We start from the raw sequence: 16,523 nt of genomic DNA on the forward strand, positions 1-16,523 counted from the left end.
ATAGCCAATGCATTGATGATCTGCGAATTGCGGGTCATCGAATCAAGATGCAGGTTGGCCTTGATCTGTGCGGTGTTGGCGTCTGCAAATGGCATGGCTGTGACGCGCTGGTTTATCTGGGTGAAGATCAGCAGCAGGATCGCCGTGACCACGACGATGTAGCCGAGATGGGGATGGATGAAAAAAACCGCGAGCAGGAAAAGCGGCGCGATCGGGGCATCGAGAAAGGCGAGCAGCGTCCGCGAGACGAGGAAGGAGCGGACCTGCTGCAGGTCTCCGAGCGTCTGGTATTCGCGCCCATTGCCATGCAGGGACGCCCGCGCCGCTGCACTCAGGATCGGTGCTCCGAGCTGGGCCGCAACCTCCACGGCGGTTCGCATCAGGATGAAACGGCGCAATGCGTCGAAGGCGGACTGGAGAATGATGGCACCGACGATCACGATCGTCAGCATGATCAGCGTATCGGTCGAGCGGCTGGTCAGCACCCGGTCCGAAATCTGGAACAGATAGATCGGTATGGCCAGCACCAGCACATTGCTCGCAACAGTGAATACCATGACGATCAACAGGTTGCGCTTGACCGCATGGATGCCGGCCTTCAGGCTGGCGTTGAAATCGACCTGGCCGAGCCGCTTGTGGAACGTACCGCCACCGCCGCCGGATCCCTTGCCGCCCCGGGGGGATGCCGGATTATCCGTGCTGGTTGTTTCGGCCTTCACCGGGCCGCAATCTCCATCGATCACCTTCATGCCGTCCGGAGCTCTCGATTCGAGCGGGCGGCTCTGCGGTGCATCAGGTTCCGGTGACGGTTCCTGCCTGATCTCGGCGGTCGGCTCGGGCGAGGGAGTTTCTGGCGAGGGAGTTTCTGGCGTATCTGTCTGGCTGTAGGCAACCCTCAGGTTTTGCGGGGGGCGGATCGGCTGGGCCGACGTCGCCGATTGCGGCTTGGGATTGCCGACCTCTGCTTTCAGATAATCTTCGACGGCCCGTTCGAGCCTTGCATAGGTTCCATCCGTATCATTCGATGCTTCCAGCCGTGGCGATCTCGGTACCGCCCTGTTTTCTGTTGGTTCAATCGTTGGCTCCAGGCGTTTGCGGATTTCCGACATTTATGTCCCCTTTAATGTCCAATCATGCCGTTCACGCCATCACCCGTGTGGCCGTCATAGTCGGACGGCATGCAGGAGGCATCGGATGCCGTCGAGTGATCGTCTGGAGCGAGCATGGAATCGTCGAGAAAAAGTATGGCTTCGTTGACCAGCGCATCGGGATCCGGGTTGCCGAAGTCCGGTTGCCCGGAGATCAGTTCGGCTTGGAAGAGCGTTTCCTGCGAATATTGCTGGCCGCCGACATAGGTCTTCCCGACGGAATCCAGGTCTATGATCGTGGCGTTGTTCAGCAGTGCGTTGGATCCGGTTTCGATTGTCCAGTCGGCATCGAGATTGGGTGCAATTGCATCCATCGCCAGCGCGATCTGGTCGCTGTCGCCGAGGATGTTCGTCTGGCGAATGTATTGAAGGTTGATCAGGTCACCGCTGATATAGAGGACCCGCAACCCCTGCAGCCCCGCAAAGGCCTCATCGGACAGAAGTTCCGGCGAGATGCTGCCCTCGCCATTTGCAAAGGACGCCAAGGTGCCGAGTTGGTCCTGCGACAGGCTGTCGAACCGGTCGGCATCGCTGATCGTGCCGATGCGTGCCTGGTTCCAGAGCAGGTTGCCGGATGAGGAAACGGAGCCTTCGCCCGATGTCTGGAAATCAGCTGTTGCGCCGACATAGTCATTGTCGAACAGCACGTTCATCTGGTGGATGATGTTCGCGTCGAAAATCGAACCGCCGATGATGATCAGATCGTAGGAAAAGCCCAGTTCGAAGACCGAAGCGTGGTTGACGCCGAAATTGTCGCCGGCGATCACGCTTGTGGTCACGCCGGACGAGGAGAGAATGCCGACATCGTCGTCGCTCATGAAGATGATCTGCTCGAGCCAGTTGACGATCATCAGGTCGCCATGGATTTCGGTGACCGCCCAGAATGCCGGATAGTCATCGCTACTGCTTGCGCCGCCCTCCGAGCCATCGGATATATCCAGATGATCGAATGTTGCGATATTGAACATCTCGTTTGCGGCCGCATCCTGGGTCCAGTTGCTGACCGCTGACGTGATCGAATCGGTGTCCCAGAGCGCGTTGATTTGAACGATCGCGTTCACTTCGACATGGTCTCCGGCAACGATTGTGACCGTCGCGCCCGTCCAGAAGTTCTGCAGCACGACGTTGTTGATCAGCGTATTGCCGCCGGTATGCACTTCCACTGACACCTCGATGGCGACCGTGCCGTCGTCCTTGGTCCAGGTATTGGTGCTTTTGCCTTCCGCGCTCTCCTCGCCCTCGCTCTCATCCCCACTGTTCTGATCCTTGGCGAGGGAATGATAATCTTCGATATTCGGCGCTTCCTCGACGAGTTCGCCATTGACATAGATGCCGTCTATCGACTTTGCGCTGATGTGGATCTGAACGGCATCTCCGTCCAGGGGCGCATCCTCCAGCTGTTCGATGACCGTCTTGATGACGCCGATCATCTCTTCGCTTGATCCGGGGCGTGCGAGGTCGCCGAGAGGCGACAGCGCAGAGGCCTCTTCGAAGCCTCCAAGCACGGCAGCGTCATCGATCGGCTCTGGATTGAACGTGAGGCCATGGCCGCCGACGCTGAAATAATCGTCATCGGAGAGCGAGATGGCCTGGTGGAAATGGTTGACGACCGAACCTGGTGGTTGAATGTCCGGGGAGAGGTAGTGCACCGAGTTGATGATATTGTTCGGCCCATCGAAACCGTAGTTTGGCGTATCCGGCAGCACGCGGCCGTCAATCTGATGGCCGACCGTTCTGGCGCCTGAGACCGACTGCGTTTCGATAGGTCTTGTCAGCACATACCAGTGGTCCGGTGCCGGGGCACGGTAGCCGAAACCCGGCTCAAACCCGAGGAGATCGAATGGTGCCGCAAAATCGCTGGTGTGGACCGGCAGCTTCTCCACCTCGACATCGGTCTTGGTGAAGGAAAACTCTTGGTAAGCTTCCCGAGCCCGAGCATTCTCGACGCTGATATGGAAGAAGCCGATAAAATGGCTGATCTCTTCGGTGAATTTGTCCATCATCGTCAAGGCCGTAACTCCTTGTTCCTGAGATGCCGCCATGACTGCGTGTCATGAGGCACAAACGAGCTGCGCAGGAAGCCTGCGCAGCCCCGTGACGTTTGTTCTGTGGATGAATGCGATCCCGGTTTAGACCCCGTCGTCGTCCTCGCCCACAACCGTGCTGGTCAGGTTGCCGCCGACGACTGTCATGTCGATGGCATTCTGCTGCAGGTTGGCACCCATCACGATTTCCTGGTTGAAGGCACTGGTGTCGATGCCAGCGTCCGCGCTCGCGGAACTGGTGCCGGTGACATAGCCGTCATCGCCATTGTCCGATCCCCACGAGCCGCCATTGCCTGCGCCACCATAACCGGTTGTCGCAGTGCCGCCTGCACCACCGAGGGCGCCATCGCCGCCGAGAGCCCAACCGCCGACTGCACCGCCCCCGGTGCCGGCTGTCCAGGCACCGCTGAGAGCGCCACCACCATCACCACCTTCAGCCCAGGCATCCCCGCCCCAAGCTTCACCGCTGGTCGCACTGCCAGAGGTCCCGCCGCCGCCGTTGCCGGCTGCACCGGCACCGCCGTCACCGCCGACACCCAGGCCTGCACCGGTACCGGCACCAAGGCCAAGGCCCAGTCCACCGGCATCGCCGCCATTGCCACCATTGCCGGAATCGGTTGCTGCACCGCTGCCACCACCGGCACCACCGGCGCCACCGCCGTTCCCGGCACCTCCGGCATTGCTGCCACCAGTACCGCTACCGCCGGCATTGCCGCCTTCATTGTCGATGAGGATCGGATTGATCAGGCCCAGGGAAATACCGAGGCCGTTGCCGCCATCGCCGCCTGTGGATTCGCTATCGCCAGCGTCTTCAGCATCGCCACCTTCGGCATCACCGCCAGAGCCGCCTTCGCCACCATCGCCGGTGCTGTTGCTGCCGCCTGCGCCTTCACCTGCCAGGGCCAGACCGGCACCCAGACCAAGACCGAGGCCGAGACCGACACCAACGCCTGCCGCGCCGTTGCCGCCCTGACCGCCAAGACCGATGCCACCGAGTGCAGCACCTGAGTCAGCACTGCCGGAATCGCCTTCGCCGCCGTCGGCATCGCCGCCGTCGCCATCGCCGCCGTCAGCTTCGCTGGCTGCCAAGCCGCCAAAACCGGTGCCGCCGAGGGCGCCGCCGCCGAAAGCAAGGCCGCCATTGCCGCCATCGCCGCCGTCTGCGTCCGCATTGCCGCCGCCGTTTCCGCCTTCGCCGCCGCCATTGATGCCTTCTTCAGCCTTGGCGAATCCGCCCTTGGCTTCGGCGTTAACCGTGAAGGCGGCCTCATTCTTGACTTCGGCGCTCTCCAGTTTGTCATTGTCCTGGAGATTGGCGATCTGGTTGAAGACATTGCCGACGTCATTTCCCTCGCCGTCGAGGGCATCATTCATGATGTCCTTGAACTGGACATTGAACAGGCCTTCGACTGAGGAGCCTTTGGAAACGTCGATATCGGCGAAATCATCGTCGCTGGGCACGTAGCCTTCGAGCCCGGCATCAACGGTCACGCCAACCGTAACGGTCGTGGTGCTGATGTTTTCATTGAGGTTGAGATTGGCATTCAGGTTACCGTTCAGGTTACCATTGCCATTCAGGTTGCCATTGCCATTGCCGTTGAGGTTTTCGGAGTCACTGGACTGGTACTGACCTTGCCCCTGTCCTTGACCTTGGCCCTGTCCCTGCGCTTGGGCCTCGAACTGGGCTTGCGCTTCAAGTTGGGCCTGCGCCTGGGCTTCGGATTGTTCCTGATCCTGACTGTTGTCGTCGTCATGATCGTAATAGTTATTCTTGGACTTACCCATAGTCGTATCCTCCGTCATCGGATTCCGCGACTGTTTGACCGTTATTCATCTTCTATACGGTCTTCACATGCGAATTCCGGATTGATCTGCGGTTGAAAGACATTTGCCTCACGAGGCCACTTTCACTGTCGCCACTGCGACGATTGTCGATGCTGATGAAGTGCTCCTCCTGAATGCGGTTATGAGGTGTCGATCTCTGTTCAGGCAGTCTCTCGGAGAATCATGCCCAACGCGAACAACCAGATCGTCGCCTCAAATCAAGTCTGTGCTTGTTGGCGCCAGAAGATAAGCTGATACATGGAGCTAGTAATGTGCAGTGCAGCAATCTGTGGCGGAGGTCTAGACAGTCAGTACAATCGACCGTTGCTGACGTGCTACGTATCAATGCGAGCGTAACCCGACGAGTGGTTCGTAATGAAACAGATTAGAACTGAACTCTGCTTAGGGTTGAGTATTTTGACGGACACCCGCATAAAAAAGGCTCGTTTATGGAGAAAGTGCGCTGCATGGAATATGCCGTGCCACTCTGGCATTTGGCCGCAGACTAGGATCAAAAGGGGTAGTCAACCGCCAATATCCCCCTCGTTTTGTGTAGATGATCTAGACTTGTACTTGTCGCCGCGCGCTTAAATGCGCTTCGTTTGCAATGAGCTGCGATATTGTTGTCGCTCATGATGTCTAGTGGCGCGCCCATTAGATCGTTCGGACTATTCCCAACCGATGCCGTTTGGTTTACCGTTTTCTAAAGGAACGGAGATGGCGACGGGTGGCGCACTCTGTGATTGTATTTTCGGGGAGGCATGCTGCATGAAACAACTTGCGCCTCACGTCGGAAGCGGTGGCGCGGATTTGGCGGCCTCTCTGGAGGCAATGCCAAATCTTCGAACACTTCTGTATGTTGGTCCGCCGGATGTTATCTCGGGGGCGATGGCTGCTGCCATTCAACGAGAGTTTCCTTTCATCCGGGTTTCGCACAGTGTCAGCATGTTGTCGGCTTTGGGTGAGTTCGATATTCCGCTGCGGCTTGTGCTTGTCGATTTGCTCCATGCGCACGAGCTGAGTGATTGTGCCGGCGAACTGCTCGCCCAACATCCCTCCGCCGCCATTGCCATTGTTACGGACAGTGATCTGCGCGGCAGCGTTGAGCGCTTTCATCTGGTCGATACCAGCCATGTCAAGGGAGTCTTGCCCCTCAATGTCAGTCTCGATGTTCTGCTTTCGATGCTGCGGATCATCCTGAGGGGAGGGACATATTTCCCGTCGATCGCCTATCGAAATCAAGACAGTATCAGTTGGCGAAACGAGGGACACAGCCCATACGACGAGGCGAAACCACACCCTGTGCAAGAAATCCAAGGCAAGATCATGCACCAGTTGACCAAACGTGAAAACGAGATCCTGGCTAGGATAGCCTTGGGCAACCAGAACAAGATCATCGCGGCTGCACTCGGTTTGTCCGAACACACGGTCAAGATCCATATCCACAACATCATCACCAAGCTCGGCGTCCACAATCGAACCGAAGCGGTCGCGCTTTATTTCGAACACAGGGACAGGGAGGGTGGCGGATCAGGCTCCGGCGACCTCCACAGGCCGGGCAGCAATCCGGTCTCTGGCGGCGATGCGTAGATTTCAGGATGTACTGCTGCTGATCGGGCAGTTGAACTACACTTGGACCAATACCGAAAGTCTCTTGATCCATATGATCGCCGGCCTTGCCCAGTCGGACAAAGAGACGGCTATCGTCATCTTTCTGACGCTGAATACGCCACGTGCGCGCATCGATCTCGTCGAGCGCCTGGCGAAGATGCAGAAGACACCGGCGGATTGTCGCGCCGATGTGCTGGATTCAACCAGACGCTTGTCGGAGGAAGCCAAACTTCGCAACAAATACAACCATTGCATTTACTCGTTCGACCCCGACAGCGGCCGCGGATTAACCCAATCCATGCGTATTTTCGAAGGCCGGGACGACATCAAATACGGCAAGATCGAGGAGCTCGATGATCAGGAGATCGAGCGGATCCGCGAGAGCATCCGCTCCCTGATCAGGATCAACCAGTCGTTCTGGAGCATCACCGAGAAATATGGTTTTCCCAAATAGTCGTTGCTCGATCTGACCTGCTGCGGATCACTGGCCTATAGAGCCCGGCCGAACCCCTTCCATATTTGACGATTGGCTGTGTGTGACTGCGTCGCCCATTGTTTTTGCCGCATATTGGCGCAAACACTGGTCGCGAATCGAAACGGAGATCGTGATTGATGTCGGTGGACACGGAAAAGACGCTGTTCGGCAAGGCTGTGCATGAACTGAACCCGGCGGAGAAAAAGGTGCTGCGCCACGCGCGCGAACAACGCACCCTGTCGACTGATGCAGGTGAGGACTTTCTGGCGGTGTCCACCACGGGCCAGCGTCTGGCCGATGCGATCGCCCGTATCGGCGGCTCGTGGAACTTCATCATCGGCTTTCTTTTGTTTCTGGTGGCGTGGGTCATCCTCAACACCGTCGTTCTGGCGACAGAATCGCTGGATCCCTATCCCTTCATCTTCCTCAACCTGATTCTCTCGATGCTTGCCGCTATCCAGGCGCCGATCATCATGATGAGCCAGAACCGCCAGGCGGAGCGCGACCGCTTCATGGCCGCCAAGGACTATGAGATCAATCTGAAGGCGGAGATCGAGGTGCTCGGCCTGCACCGCAAGATCGATCTGCATGTGTTGAAGGAGCTGCAGGAGACCCGGCAAGAGATTGCAGAGCTGAAGGCGAGCATCGATGCCCTTTCGCTGCCCCGTCATAAGCACTAGGTAAGGCGGATGTTGATAGCAGGAGAGGTCGATATGGAGACGGAACATCAGGCGCCGAGGTCGATCGATCATCTTGTCCTGCCGGTGGGATCGCTGGATGTCGCAAGAGCGCGTCTGTCGGCGCTCGGCTTCATTGTCGCCGCTGACGCTATCCATCCGTTCGGAACCGAAAACGCCTGCGTGTTTTTCGCCGATGAGACCTATCTGGAGCCTTTGGCCGTTGCCAGTCGTGAGGACTGCGAGGCCGCGGCCAAAGCCGGCAATGTCTTTGTGGCGCGGGATCAGGCGTTCCGGTTCCGGAAGGGCGAGGGCCTGTCTGCCATCGTCGTCAAATCAGACGATGCTTTCGCCGACGATAGTCGTTTTCGAACGCAAGGGTTCGGCGCCGGCGACATGTTGGAATTCGCCCGGTTGATGCGCTTTCCCGATGGCCGCGAGATCAACGCCGCCTTCAAGCTTGCTTTTGCCGCCGACTTGCGCGGTCCGGATTTCTTTCTGTTTGCCTGTCAGCGGATCAATGCCCTGCCGAGGGATCGGGGCGCGTTGCTGGTGCATGACAATGGCGTCGTCGGCATTTCGCGCGTTGTTCTGGTCGAGGACAATCCCAGCGATTTCCAGTATCTGCTCGAACTCGGTCTCGGCCAGAGAGATGTCACAGCGCATTCGTTCGGTATCTCGCTTGTCGCCGCAAATGCTACCGTTGATGCGCTGACGCCGGAAGGGTTCACAGCGCATTTCGGTGGTGTCTCGAGCCGCAAAGGCCGAGGCCTTGAAGGCGCAGCCGTCGTGTTTCACTGCCGCGATATCGGCGTGACAGAAGCCTGTCTCGCTGGTAATGCCATCGCCTATCAGAAACTGGGCGCGCGCCTGATCGTGGCGCCGGCCCCAGGCCAAGGCGTTCTATTCGTTTTCGAGGAGCAAGCATGAGCAATCCGACCAATTCCGAAGTCACCGTCGGCGAAGGTGCCGGAAAGGCTGTATTCTCGCAAACGGGCCGCTTTGCCCTGATCGCCGGCCCGTGCCAGATGGAAAGCCGCGACCATGCGTTCATGATCGCCGGAAAGCTTGTCGAGCTTTGCCGCGAACTCGGCCTCGGTCTTGTCTATAAATCATCCTTCGACAAGGCGAACCGCACGTCGCTTTCGGCCGAGCGCGGTATCGGCCTCGAGACGGCGATGGAGGTCTTTGCGGACATCAAGAAGGAATACGGCATCCCGGTCCTCACCGATATCCATACCGAGGAACAGTGCGCTGCCGTCGCGCCGACCGTCGATGTGCTCCAGATCCCGGCCTTTCTCTGCCGCCAGACCGACCTTCTCGTGGCTGCCGCCAAGACCGGTCGCGTGGTCAATGTGAAGAAGGGCCAGTTCTTGGCGCCGTGGGACATGAAGAATGTTCTGAACAAGCTCAATGCCAGCGGCAACCCGAATGTGCTGCTCTGCGAGCGCGGCGCGTCCTTCGGTTACAATACGCTGGTCTCCGACATGCGGTCGCTGCCGATCATGGCGTCTATGGGTGCACCGGTCGTGTTCGATGCCACGCATTCCGTGCAGCAGCCGGGCGGGCAGGGCGGTTCCTCCGGCGGTCAGCGCGAATTCGTCGAAACGCTGGCCCGCGCGGCAGTGGCCGTTGGCGTCGGTGGCCTTTTCATCGAGACCCACCAGGATCCCGACAATGCGCCGTCCGACGGGCCGAATATGGTTCGCATCGGCGATATGCGCCGTCTGCTGGAAAAGCTGATTGCCTTTGACGATATCGCCAAGGCCGCTTGAATTCCATTCAATCGATTGATGGGCCTCGGGTGTCTATTCAATTCTTTTAAATCGATTAGGTTTTCGGAATTGTCGGCCCGAGCCTGTCATTGTAATTTCTGGATCATAGGCTAAGAGAGGAAGACTCACAGGCTGGGCCGGGCGCAACTGACGCTCGAGCATCTGCCCCGGAGCCTTGTCCTTTCATTCTATAGGGAGCGAACATGACCGCCATTACCGACATCATCGGCCGCGAGATTCTCGACAGCCGTGGCAACCCGACCGTTGAGGTCGACGTCTATCTCGAAGACGGCAGCATGGGTCGTGCGGCCGTTCCGTCGGGCGCTTCGACCGGCGCGCACGAAGCCGTCGAGCTGCGTGACGGCGGCAAGCGTTATCTCGGCAAGGGCGTCGAGAAGGCTGTCGAAGCCGTCAACGGCGAAATCTATGACGCCATCGGCGGCCATGATGCCGAGAACCAGATCCAGATCGACAATCTGATGATCGAACTCGACGGCACGGCCAACAAGTCGCGCCTCGGTGCCAACGCTATCCTCGGCGTTTCGCTCGCCGTCGCCAAGGCTGCGGCCCAGGCATCCGGCCTGCCGCTCTATCGCTACATCGGTGGACCGAACGCGCATGTCCTGCCGGTTCCGATGATGAACATCATCAACGGCGGTGCTCATGCCGACAATCCGATCGATTTCCAGGAATTCATGATCGTTCCGGTTGGCGCAGAAACCATCCGCGATGCAGTTCGCATGGGTTCGGAAGTGTTCCACACGCTGAAGAAGCAGCTCGCAGCCGATGGTCACAACACCAACGTTGGCGATGAAGGCGGCTTCGCTCCGGGTCTGGCCTCCGCGCCGGCTGCCCTCGACTTCATCATGAAGTCGATCGAAAAGGCCGGCTATCGTCCGGGCGAGGACATGCATATCGCCCTCGACTGCGCCTCGACCGAATTTTTCAAGGACGGCAAGTACGTTCTCGAAGGCGAAGGCCGCACGCTCGAGCCGGAAGCCATGGCCGACTACCTGGCCGAACTCGCCGGCAAGTACCCGATCTTCTCGATCGAGGACGGCATGGCGGAAGACGACTGGGAAGGCTGGAAGTCCCTGACCGACAAGATCGGCGCCAAGGTCCAGCTCGTCGGCGACGATCTCTTCGTCACCAATTCTTCGCGCCTGCGCGACGGCATCAAGATGGGCGTTGCCAACTCCATCCTGGTCAAGGTCAACCAGATCGGCTCGCTGTCGGAAACGCTGGATGCCGTCTCTACCGCAAACCGCGCCGCCTACACGGCCGTCATGTCGCACCGTTCGGGTGAAACCGAAGACTCCACGATCGCCGATCTCGCGGTTGCCACCAACTGCGGTCAGATCAAGACCGGCTCCCTTGCCCGCTCGGATCGTACCGCAAAGTACAACCAGCTGATCCGGATCGAGGAAGCGCTTGGCCCGCAGGCCCGCTACGCAGGCACGTCCATCCTGCGCGGCTGATGCCGCTTTCGATACCCATCGAAGAACCTGCGCCATACCCGTGGCGCAGGTTTTTTATTGCTTGCCAATCGCGGTCAATGATCGGTTAAGACATCAGCGCTAACTTGGCGAAAAGTTTTGCGTATCAGGGCGTTGTCGGCATGTGGACCAGGCATCATAAAAAGAAGAAATTCGGTCGTCTCATTCTCCCTGCCGTGACCATCGCATTCCTCTCCTACTTCGGTTATCATTCCCTCCATGGTGATTATGGTCTGCGCGCAGCGCAAGAGTTCGAGCGACAGCGCCTGGCGCGCAGTTCGGAGCTTGCTGTTCTTGTTGCCCAGCGTACGAGCCTTGAGAAGGAAGTCGGTCTGTTGAGCGATGGTTCGCTGGATGAGGACATCATCGACGAGAAGGCGCGCTATCAGCTGAATATGTCGCGCCCGGATGAAATTGTCATCTTCAATACCTATTTCTAATTAACTGAAATCAAGTTAATCAAAAATTTGCAAGAAAATACAATGGCTTGCGCGGAATGCAAGCTATGCATTTCTAGCATTGCCGTCACGCCTTTTCTTGCATATCCTGCCTCCAACGATAGAGCATGCATAACCCATGGGAGGGATGAATGGCGCCGCGAAAATCCGCGACTGCTTCTAGCCGGAAAACGACTGCAAAAGTTGCCGGCAAGGAATTCACCGGAAAAAATATGCCTGAATTTGGTGCGGACGAAGAGCTTCACGCGTATCGTGAAATGCTTCTCATCCGCCGCTTCGAAGAAAAGGCTGGCCAGCTTTACGGCATGGGCTTCATCGGCGGTTTCTGTCACCTCTACATCGGCCAGGAAGCCGTCGTGGTGGGCATGCAGATGGCGCAGAAGGAAGGTGATCAGGTCATCACCGCCTATCGCGACCATGGTCACATGCTGGCGGCTGGTCTCAGTGCCCGTGGTGTCATGGCCGAATTGACCGGTCGCCGCAGCGGCCTGTCGAAGGGCAAGGGCGGCTCCATGCACATGTTCTCGAAAGAGAAGCATTTTTACGGTGGTCACGGCATCGTTGGCGCCCAGGTTTCGCTCGGTACCGGTCTTGCCTTCGCCAACAAGTATCGCGGCAATGACAATGTATCCGTTGCCTATTTCGGCGATGGCGCTGCCAACCAGGGCCAGGTCTACGAGAGCTTCAATATGGCTGCTCTCTGGAAGCTGCCGATCATCTATATCGTCGAGAACAACCGTTACGCCATGGGCACATCGACCGCCCGTGCGACGGCGCAGTCGAACTACTCGCTGCGCGGTTCCGGCTTCGGCATTCCTGGCGTCCAGGTCGATGGCATGGACGTGCGCGCCGTCAAGGCCGCTGCCGACGATGCGCTTGAACATTGCCGTTCCGGCAAGGGTCCGATCATCCTCGAAATGTTGACCTATCGCTACCGTGGTCACTCGATGTCCGACCCGGCGAAGTATCGTTCCAAGGAAGAAGTGCAGAAGATGCGCTCGGAGCAGGATCCGATCGAGCAGGTGAAGGCTCGCCTTCTCGAGAAAGGCTGGGCCACAGAGGATCAGTTGAAGGGCATCGACAAGGATGTTCGCGATATCGTCGCCGACAGTGCCGATTTCGCCCAGGCCGATCCGGAGCCGGATGTATCCGAGCTCTACACCGACATTCTTCTGTAATCGGGGAGGGAACCCATGCCGATCGAAATTTTGATGCCCGCCCTTTCTCCGACGATGGAAGAAGGCACGCTTTCCAAGTGGATCAAGCAGGAAGGCGACAGCGTTAAGTCTGGCGACGTGATCGCTGAAATCGAAACCGACAAGGCGACCATGGAAGTGGAAGCCGTTGACGAAGGTATTCTCGGCAAGCAGATGGTTGCTGCCGGTACCGAGAACGTCAAGGTCAACGCGGTGATCGCGATCCTGTTGCAGGATGGCGAAAGTGCCGACGCCGCACCAGCACCGAAGGCTGCTGTTGCCGAGGCGGCACCTGCCGCAGAAGCGCCGGCTCCGGCCGCATCATCTGCGCCTGTTCCGGCTGCCCCGGTTTCGCAGGTTGCCGCCGATCCGGATATTCCGGCCGGCACCGAAATGGTGACGATGACGGTGCGTGAAGCGCTGCGCGAAGCCATGGCCGAAGAAATGCGCGCCAATCCTGACGTCTTCATCATGGGTGAGGAAGTCGCCGAATATCAGGGCGCCTACAAGATCACCCAGGGCTTGCTCGCCGAATTCGGCGCCAAGCGCGTCGTCGACACCCCGATCACAGAGCACGGCTTTGCCGGCGTCGGCGTCGGTGCGGCGATGACTGGCCTGCGTCCGATCGTCGAGTTCATGACCTTCAACTTCGCCATGCAGGCGATCGACCAGATCATCAACTCGGCTGCCAAGACGCTCTATATGTCCGGCGGCCAGATGGGTGCGCCGATCGTCTTCCGCGGCCCCAATGGTGCGGCTGCCCGCGTCGGCGCCCAGCACAGCCAGGACTATGCGGCCTGGTACAGCCAGATCCCGGGCCTCAAGGTCATCATGCCTTATACGGCGGCTGACGCTAAGGGCTTGCTCAAGGCTGCCATCCGCGATCCGAACCCGATCATCTTCCTCGAGAACGAAATCCTTTACGGTCACTCGTTCGAAGTGCCGAAGATGGATGATTTCGTCCTGCCGATCGGCAAAGCACGCATCCACAAGACCGGCAAGGACGTCACTATCGTTTCCTTCGGTATCGGCATGACCTACGCCACCAAGGCGGTTGCCGAGCTGGAGAAGGAAGGCATCGACGTCGAACTGATCGACCTGCGCACCATCCGTCCGATGGATCTTCCGACCGTGATCGAATCGGTGAAGAAGACCGGCCGTCTGGTCACTGTCGAGGAAGGTTATCCGCAGGGCTCCGTAGGCACCGAAATCGCCACCCGCGTCATGCAGCAGGCCTTCGACTATCTCGATGCGCCGATCCTGACGATCGCCGGCAAGGACGTGCCGATGCCTTACGCCGCCAATCTCGAAAAGCTCGCTCTGCCGAATGTCGGCGAAGTGGTTCAGGCCGTCAAAACCGTCTGCTACAAGTAAGGGGAGGCTAGGGTCATGCCGATCAATATCACCATGCCGGCGCTCTCTCCGACGATGGAAGAGGGCAATCTGGCCAAGTGGCTGGTCAAGGAAGGCGACACCGTCAAGTCCGGCGATGTCATCGCCGAGATCGAGACCGACAAGGCAACCATGGAAGTGGAAGCCGTCGATGAAGGCGTTGTTGCCAAGCTGGTCGTTCCGGCCGGCACCGAGGCCGTCAAGGTCAATGCCGTGATAGCCATCCTCGCCGTCGACGGTGAGGATGTTGCGGCCGCTGCAAGCGGCGGTGGTTCCGCCGCGCCGGCCAAGGCTGAAGCACCTCCTGCCGCTCCTGCACCGGCCGCCACTCCGGCTGCTGCCGCGGCACCGGCACCCGTTGCGGCTCCCGCACCTGCTGTGGCCCAGTCCGGCGCCCGGGTCTTTGCATCGCCGCTGGCGCGTCGCCTCGCAAAGGAAGCCGGGCTCGATCTGTCGGCTGTTGCCGGTTCCGGTCCGAAGGGCCGGGTCGTCAAAAGCGACGTCGAAAAGGTCGTCACCACCGGCGGCGCGAAAGCGGCACCTGCTGCTGCCACACCGTCTGCTGCTCCGGCCCCCGTTCTTGCAAAGGGTGCATCCGACGAGGCCGTTCTGAAGAACTTTGCCGAAGGTTCCTACGAGCTCGTGCCGCATGACGGCATGCGCAAGATCATTGCCAAGCGTCTGGTTGAATCCAAGCAGACGGTGCCGCATTTCTACGTCTCCGTCGATTGCGAACTCGATGCGCTTCTGGCGCTGCGTGCCCAGCTCAACGATGCCGCTCCGCGCAAGGACAGCGCCCCGGCTTACAAGCTCTCGGTCAACGACATGGTCATCAAGGCCTTGGCGCTTGCTCTGCGCGACGTGCCGGATGCCAATGTCTCCTGGACCGAAAGCGCCATGGTCAAGCACAAGCACGCCGATGTCGGCGTTGCAGTGTCGATCCCGGGTGGCCTGATCACGCCGATCGTCCGCAGCGCAGAGCTGAAGTCGCTTTCGGCGATCTCCAACGAGATGAAGGACCTCGGCAAGCGCGCCAAGGATCGCAAGCTGAAGCCGGAAGAATTCCAGGGCGGCACGACGGCCGTGTCCAACATGGGCATGATGGGCGTGAAAAGTTTCTCCGCTGTCATCAACCCGCCGCATGCCACTATCCTGGCAGTCGGCGCGGGCGAGGAGCGGGTCGTGGTCAAGAACGGTGAGATGAAGATCGCCAATGTCATGACCGTGACGCTGTCGACCGACCATCGCTGCGTCGATGGCGCGCTCGGTGCCGAACTGCTCGGCGCCTTCAAGCGCTACATCGAGAACCCGATGGGCATGCTGGTGTGACAAGGGAGCGGGTGCATGAAATCCGTTCTCTGCTACGGCGATAGCCTGACCTGGGGATACGATCCGGTCAATCCGGGTCGTCATGCCTATGAGGACCGCTGGACGAGTGTGCTTCAGAAGGCGCTCGGCCACGGTGTCAGAGTGATCGCCGAAGGCCTGAACGGCCGCACCACCGCCTATGACGACCATCTCGCCGATTGCGAGCGCAATGGCGTCAAGCTGCTGCCGAGCATCCTCGAAACCCACAAGCCGCTGGATCTGGTGATCCTGCTGCTCGGCACCAACGACATGAAGCGTGGCATTGGTGGTTCAGCGATTGCCGCCACCAAGGGCATCGATCGCCTGGTCAAGCAGATCCGCCATCATGACTGGGGTTTCGGCTATGATGGACCCGACATCCTGCTCGTCTCGCCGCCGCCGATTTGCCATACGGCCAATGTGCATTTCGCCGCCATGTTCAAGGGTGGACTGGAGGAATCGCAGATGCTTGCAAGCCTCTACCGCGATCTCGCGGACGAGGCGGGTTGCGGTTTCTTCGATGCCGGATCTGTGGCGAAAACATCGCCGCTGGATGGCATCCATCTCGATGCGGAAAATACCCGTGCGATCGGTCGCGGGCTTGAACCGATCGCTCGTATGATGCTCGGGATATAGACTGGACTATGCCAAAGGGTGCCGGATCGACAAAGGCCGGCACCGTTGATCAAAATCAAGGAGTGATTGTGCGCCGTGCTTAGGGTGTTGCCGTAGACCTTAGAAGAGGAGACGGGAACATGTCGAACACACCGCACGAACTGGCGGCGGAATTTCCGGAACACGTCGGGCTGATGCGTCATCTGAAGGAAACGGATGGACATTTTGCCAGGTTGTTCGAGACCTATCATCAGGTCAACGGGACCATCCATCGCGCCGAGACCAATATCGAGCCTGCTGACGACTTCCGGATAGTCGAACTTCGCAAGAAGCGGATGCAGCTCAAGGATGAAATCTACGGGATGCTGGTTCGTCACGAACCGGAAGCCGAAAAACCCGCCACATAAGACGGGGTATGCTTCCAGTCCCGCTTGAACCTTCGGTGCCAATGTAACCGGAGGCTC

At 59.0% G+C, this 16,523-nt stretch carries 15 protein-coding genes; 12 read left to right on the forward strand and 3 right to left on the reverse strand.

Going from position 1 to position 16,523, the window contains the following annotated elements:
- The 3 genes from PDO_RS15870 to PDO_RS15880 all read right to left on the reverse strand — a co-directional run.
- On the reverse strand, window positions 1-1,109 hold a 1,109-nt coding region (locus PDO_RS15870), incomplete at its 3' end, for a type I secretion system permease/ATPase (protein ID WP_007603978.1).
- Between the two features lie 11 nt (window positions 1,110-1,120).
- Window positions 1,121-3,151, reverse strand: coding sequence for a hypothetical protein (locus PDO_RS15875; protein WP_244426468.1), 2,031 nt, complete (start codon window positions 3,149-3,151; stop codon window positions 1,121-1,123).
- A 126-nt stretch (window positions 3,152-3,277) separates the two neighbouring features.
- Complete coding sequence (locus tag PDO_RS15880) at window positions 3,278-4,978, reverse strand: hypothetical protein (RefSeq protein ID WP_007603980.1); 1,701 nt, start codon at window positions 4,976-4,978, stop codon at window positions 3,278-3,280.
- A gap of 807 nt (window positions 4,979-5,785) precedes the next feature.
- Here PDO_RS15880 and PDO_RS15885 point away from each other — a divergent pair.
- The 12 genes from PDO_RS15885 (at window position 5,786) to PDO_RS15940 (ending at window position 16,466) form a co-directional block, all read left to right on the forward strand.
- Complete coding sequence (locus PDO_RS15885; RefSeq protein ID WP_007603981.1) at window positions 5,786-6,607, forward strand: helix-turn-helix transcriptional regulator; 822 nt, start codon at window positions 5,786-5,788, stop codon at window positions 6,605-6,607.
- Window positions 6,600-7,082 carry a hypothetical protein gene (locus PDO_RS15890; RefSeq protein WP_007603983.1) on the forward strand — a complete coding sequence of 161 codons (483 nt, stop codon included), beginning with the start codon at window positions 6,600-6,602 and terminating at the stop codon, window positions 7,080-7,082. The genes PDO_RS15885 and PDO_RS15890 overlap by 8 nt, the downstream gene beginning before the upstream one ends.
- 158 nt (window positions 7,083-7,240) lie before the next feature.
- Window positions 7,241-7,783: a DUF1003 domain-containing protein gene (locus PDO_RS15895; protein WP_007603985.1), complete on the forward strand. Its 543-nt coding sequence runs from the start codon at window positions 7,241-7,243 to the stop codon at window positions 7,781-7,783.
- Between the two features lie 33 nt (window positions 7,784-7,816).
- Window positions 7,817-8,710, forward strand: coding sequence for a VOC family protein (locus PDO_RS15900; RefSeq protein ID WP_007603990.1), 894 nt, complete (start codon window positions 7,817-7,819; stop codon window positions 8,708-8,710).
- The gene (gene kdsA / locus PDO_RS15905; protein WP_007603992.1) at window positions 8,707-9,555 is read left to right on the forward strand and encodes a 3-deoxy-8-phosphooctulonate synthase; all 849 of its coding nucleotides are present in this window, start codon (window positions 8,707-8,709) and stop codon (window positions 9,553-9,555) included. The genes PDO_RS15900 and kdsA overlap by 4 nt, the downstream gene beginning before the upstream one ends.
- A gap of 203 nt (window positions 9,556-9,758) precedes the next feature.
- Complete coding sequence (gene eno / locus PDO_RS15910) at window positions 9,759-11,033, forward strand: phosphopyruvate hydratase (RefSeq protein ID WP_007603994.1); 1,275 nt, start codon at window positions 9,759-9,761, stop codon at window positions 11,031-11,033.
- Window positions 11,034-11,173: 140 nt separating this feature from the next.
- Window positions 11,174-11,491 carry an FtsB family cell division protein gene (locus tag PDO_RS15915; RefSeq protein WP_007603996.1) on the forward strand — a complete coding sequence of 106 codons (318 nt, stop codon included), beginning with the start codon at window positions 11,174-11,176 and terminating at the stop codon, window positions 11,489-11,491.
- Between the two features lie 149 nt (window positions 11,492-11,640).
- On the forward strand, window positions 11,641-12,687 hold the full coding sequence (pdhA, locus tag PDO_RS15920) for a pyruvate dehydrogenase (acetyl-transferring) E1 component subunit alpha (protein ID WP_007603998.1): 1,047 nt from the start codon (window positions 11,641-11,643) through the stop codon (window positions 12,685-12,687).
- 15 nt (window positions 12,688-12,702) lie between these two features.
- Window positions 12,703-14,079 (forward strand): pyruvate dehydrogenase complex E1 component subunit beta, encoded by a 1,377-nt coding sequence (locus PDO_RS15925; RefSeq protein ID WP_007604000.1) that lies wholly within the window; start codon window positions 12,703-12,705, stop codon window positions 14,077-14,079.
- A 15-nt stretch (window positions 14,080-14,094) separates the two neighbouring features.
- A complete protein-coding gene (locus tag PDO_RS15930) occupies window positions 14,095-15,426 on the forward strand; it encodes a pyruvate dehydrogenase complex dihydrolipoamide acetyltransferase (protein WP_007604002.1) in 1,332 nt (443 codons plus the stop codon).
- Window positions 15,427-15,441: 15 nt separating this feature from the next.
- Window positions 15,442-16,080, forward strand: a complete 639-nt coding sequence (locus PDO_RS15935) for an SGNH/GDSL hydrolase family protein (protein WP_007604005.1) — start codon at window positions 15,442-15,444, stop codon at window positions 16,078-16,080.
- A 119-nt stretch (window positions 16,081-16,199) separates the two neighbouring features.
- Window positions 16,200-16,466 (forward strand): YdcH family protein, encoded by a 267-nt coding sequence (locus PDO_RS15940; protein WP_007604008.1) that lies wholly within the window; start codon window positions 16,200-16,202, stop codon window positions 16,464-16,466.
- Window positions 16,467-16,523: the final 57 nt, after the last annotated feature.

Origin of the sequence: Rhizobium sp. PDO1-076 (genome assembly GCF_000247475.1) — a bacterium.
GTDB lineage: Bacteria > Pseudomonadota > Alphaproteobacteria > Rhizobiales > Rhizobiaceae > Allorhizobium.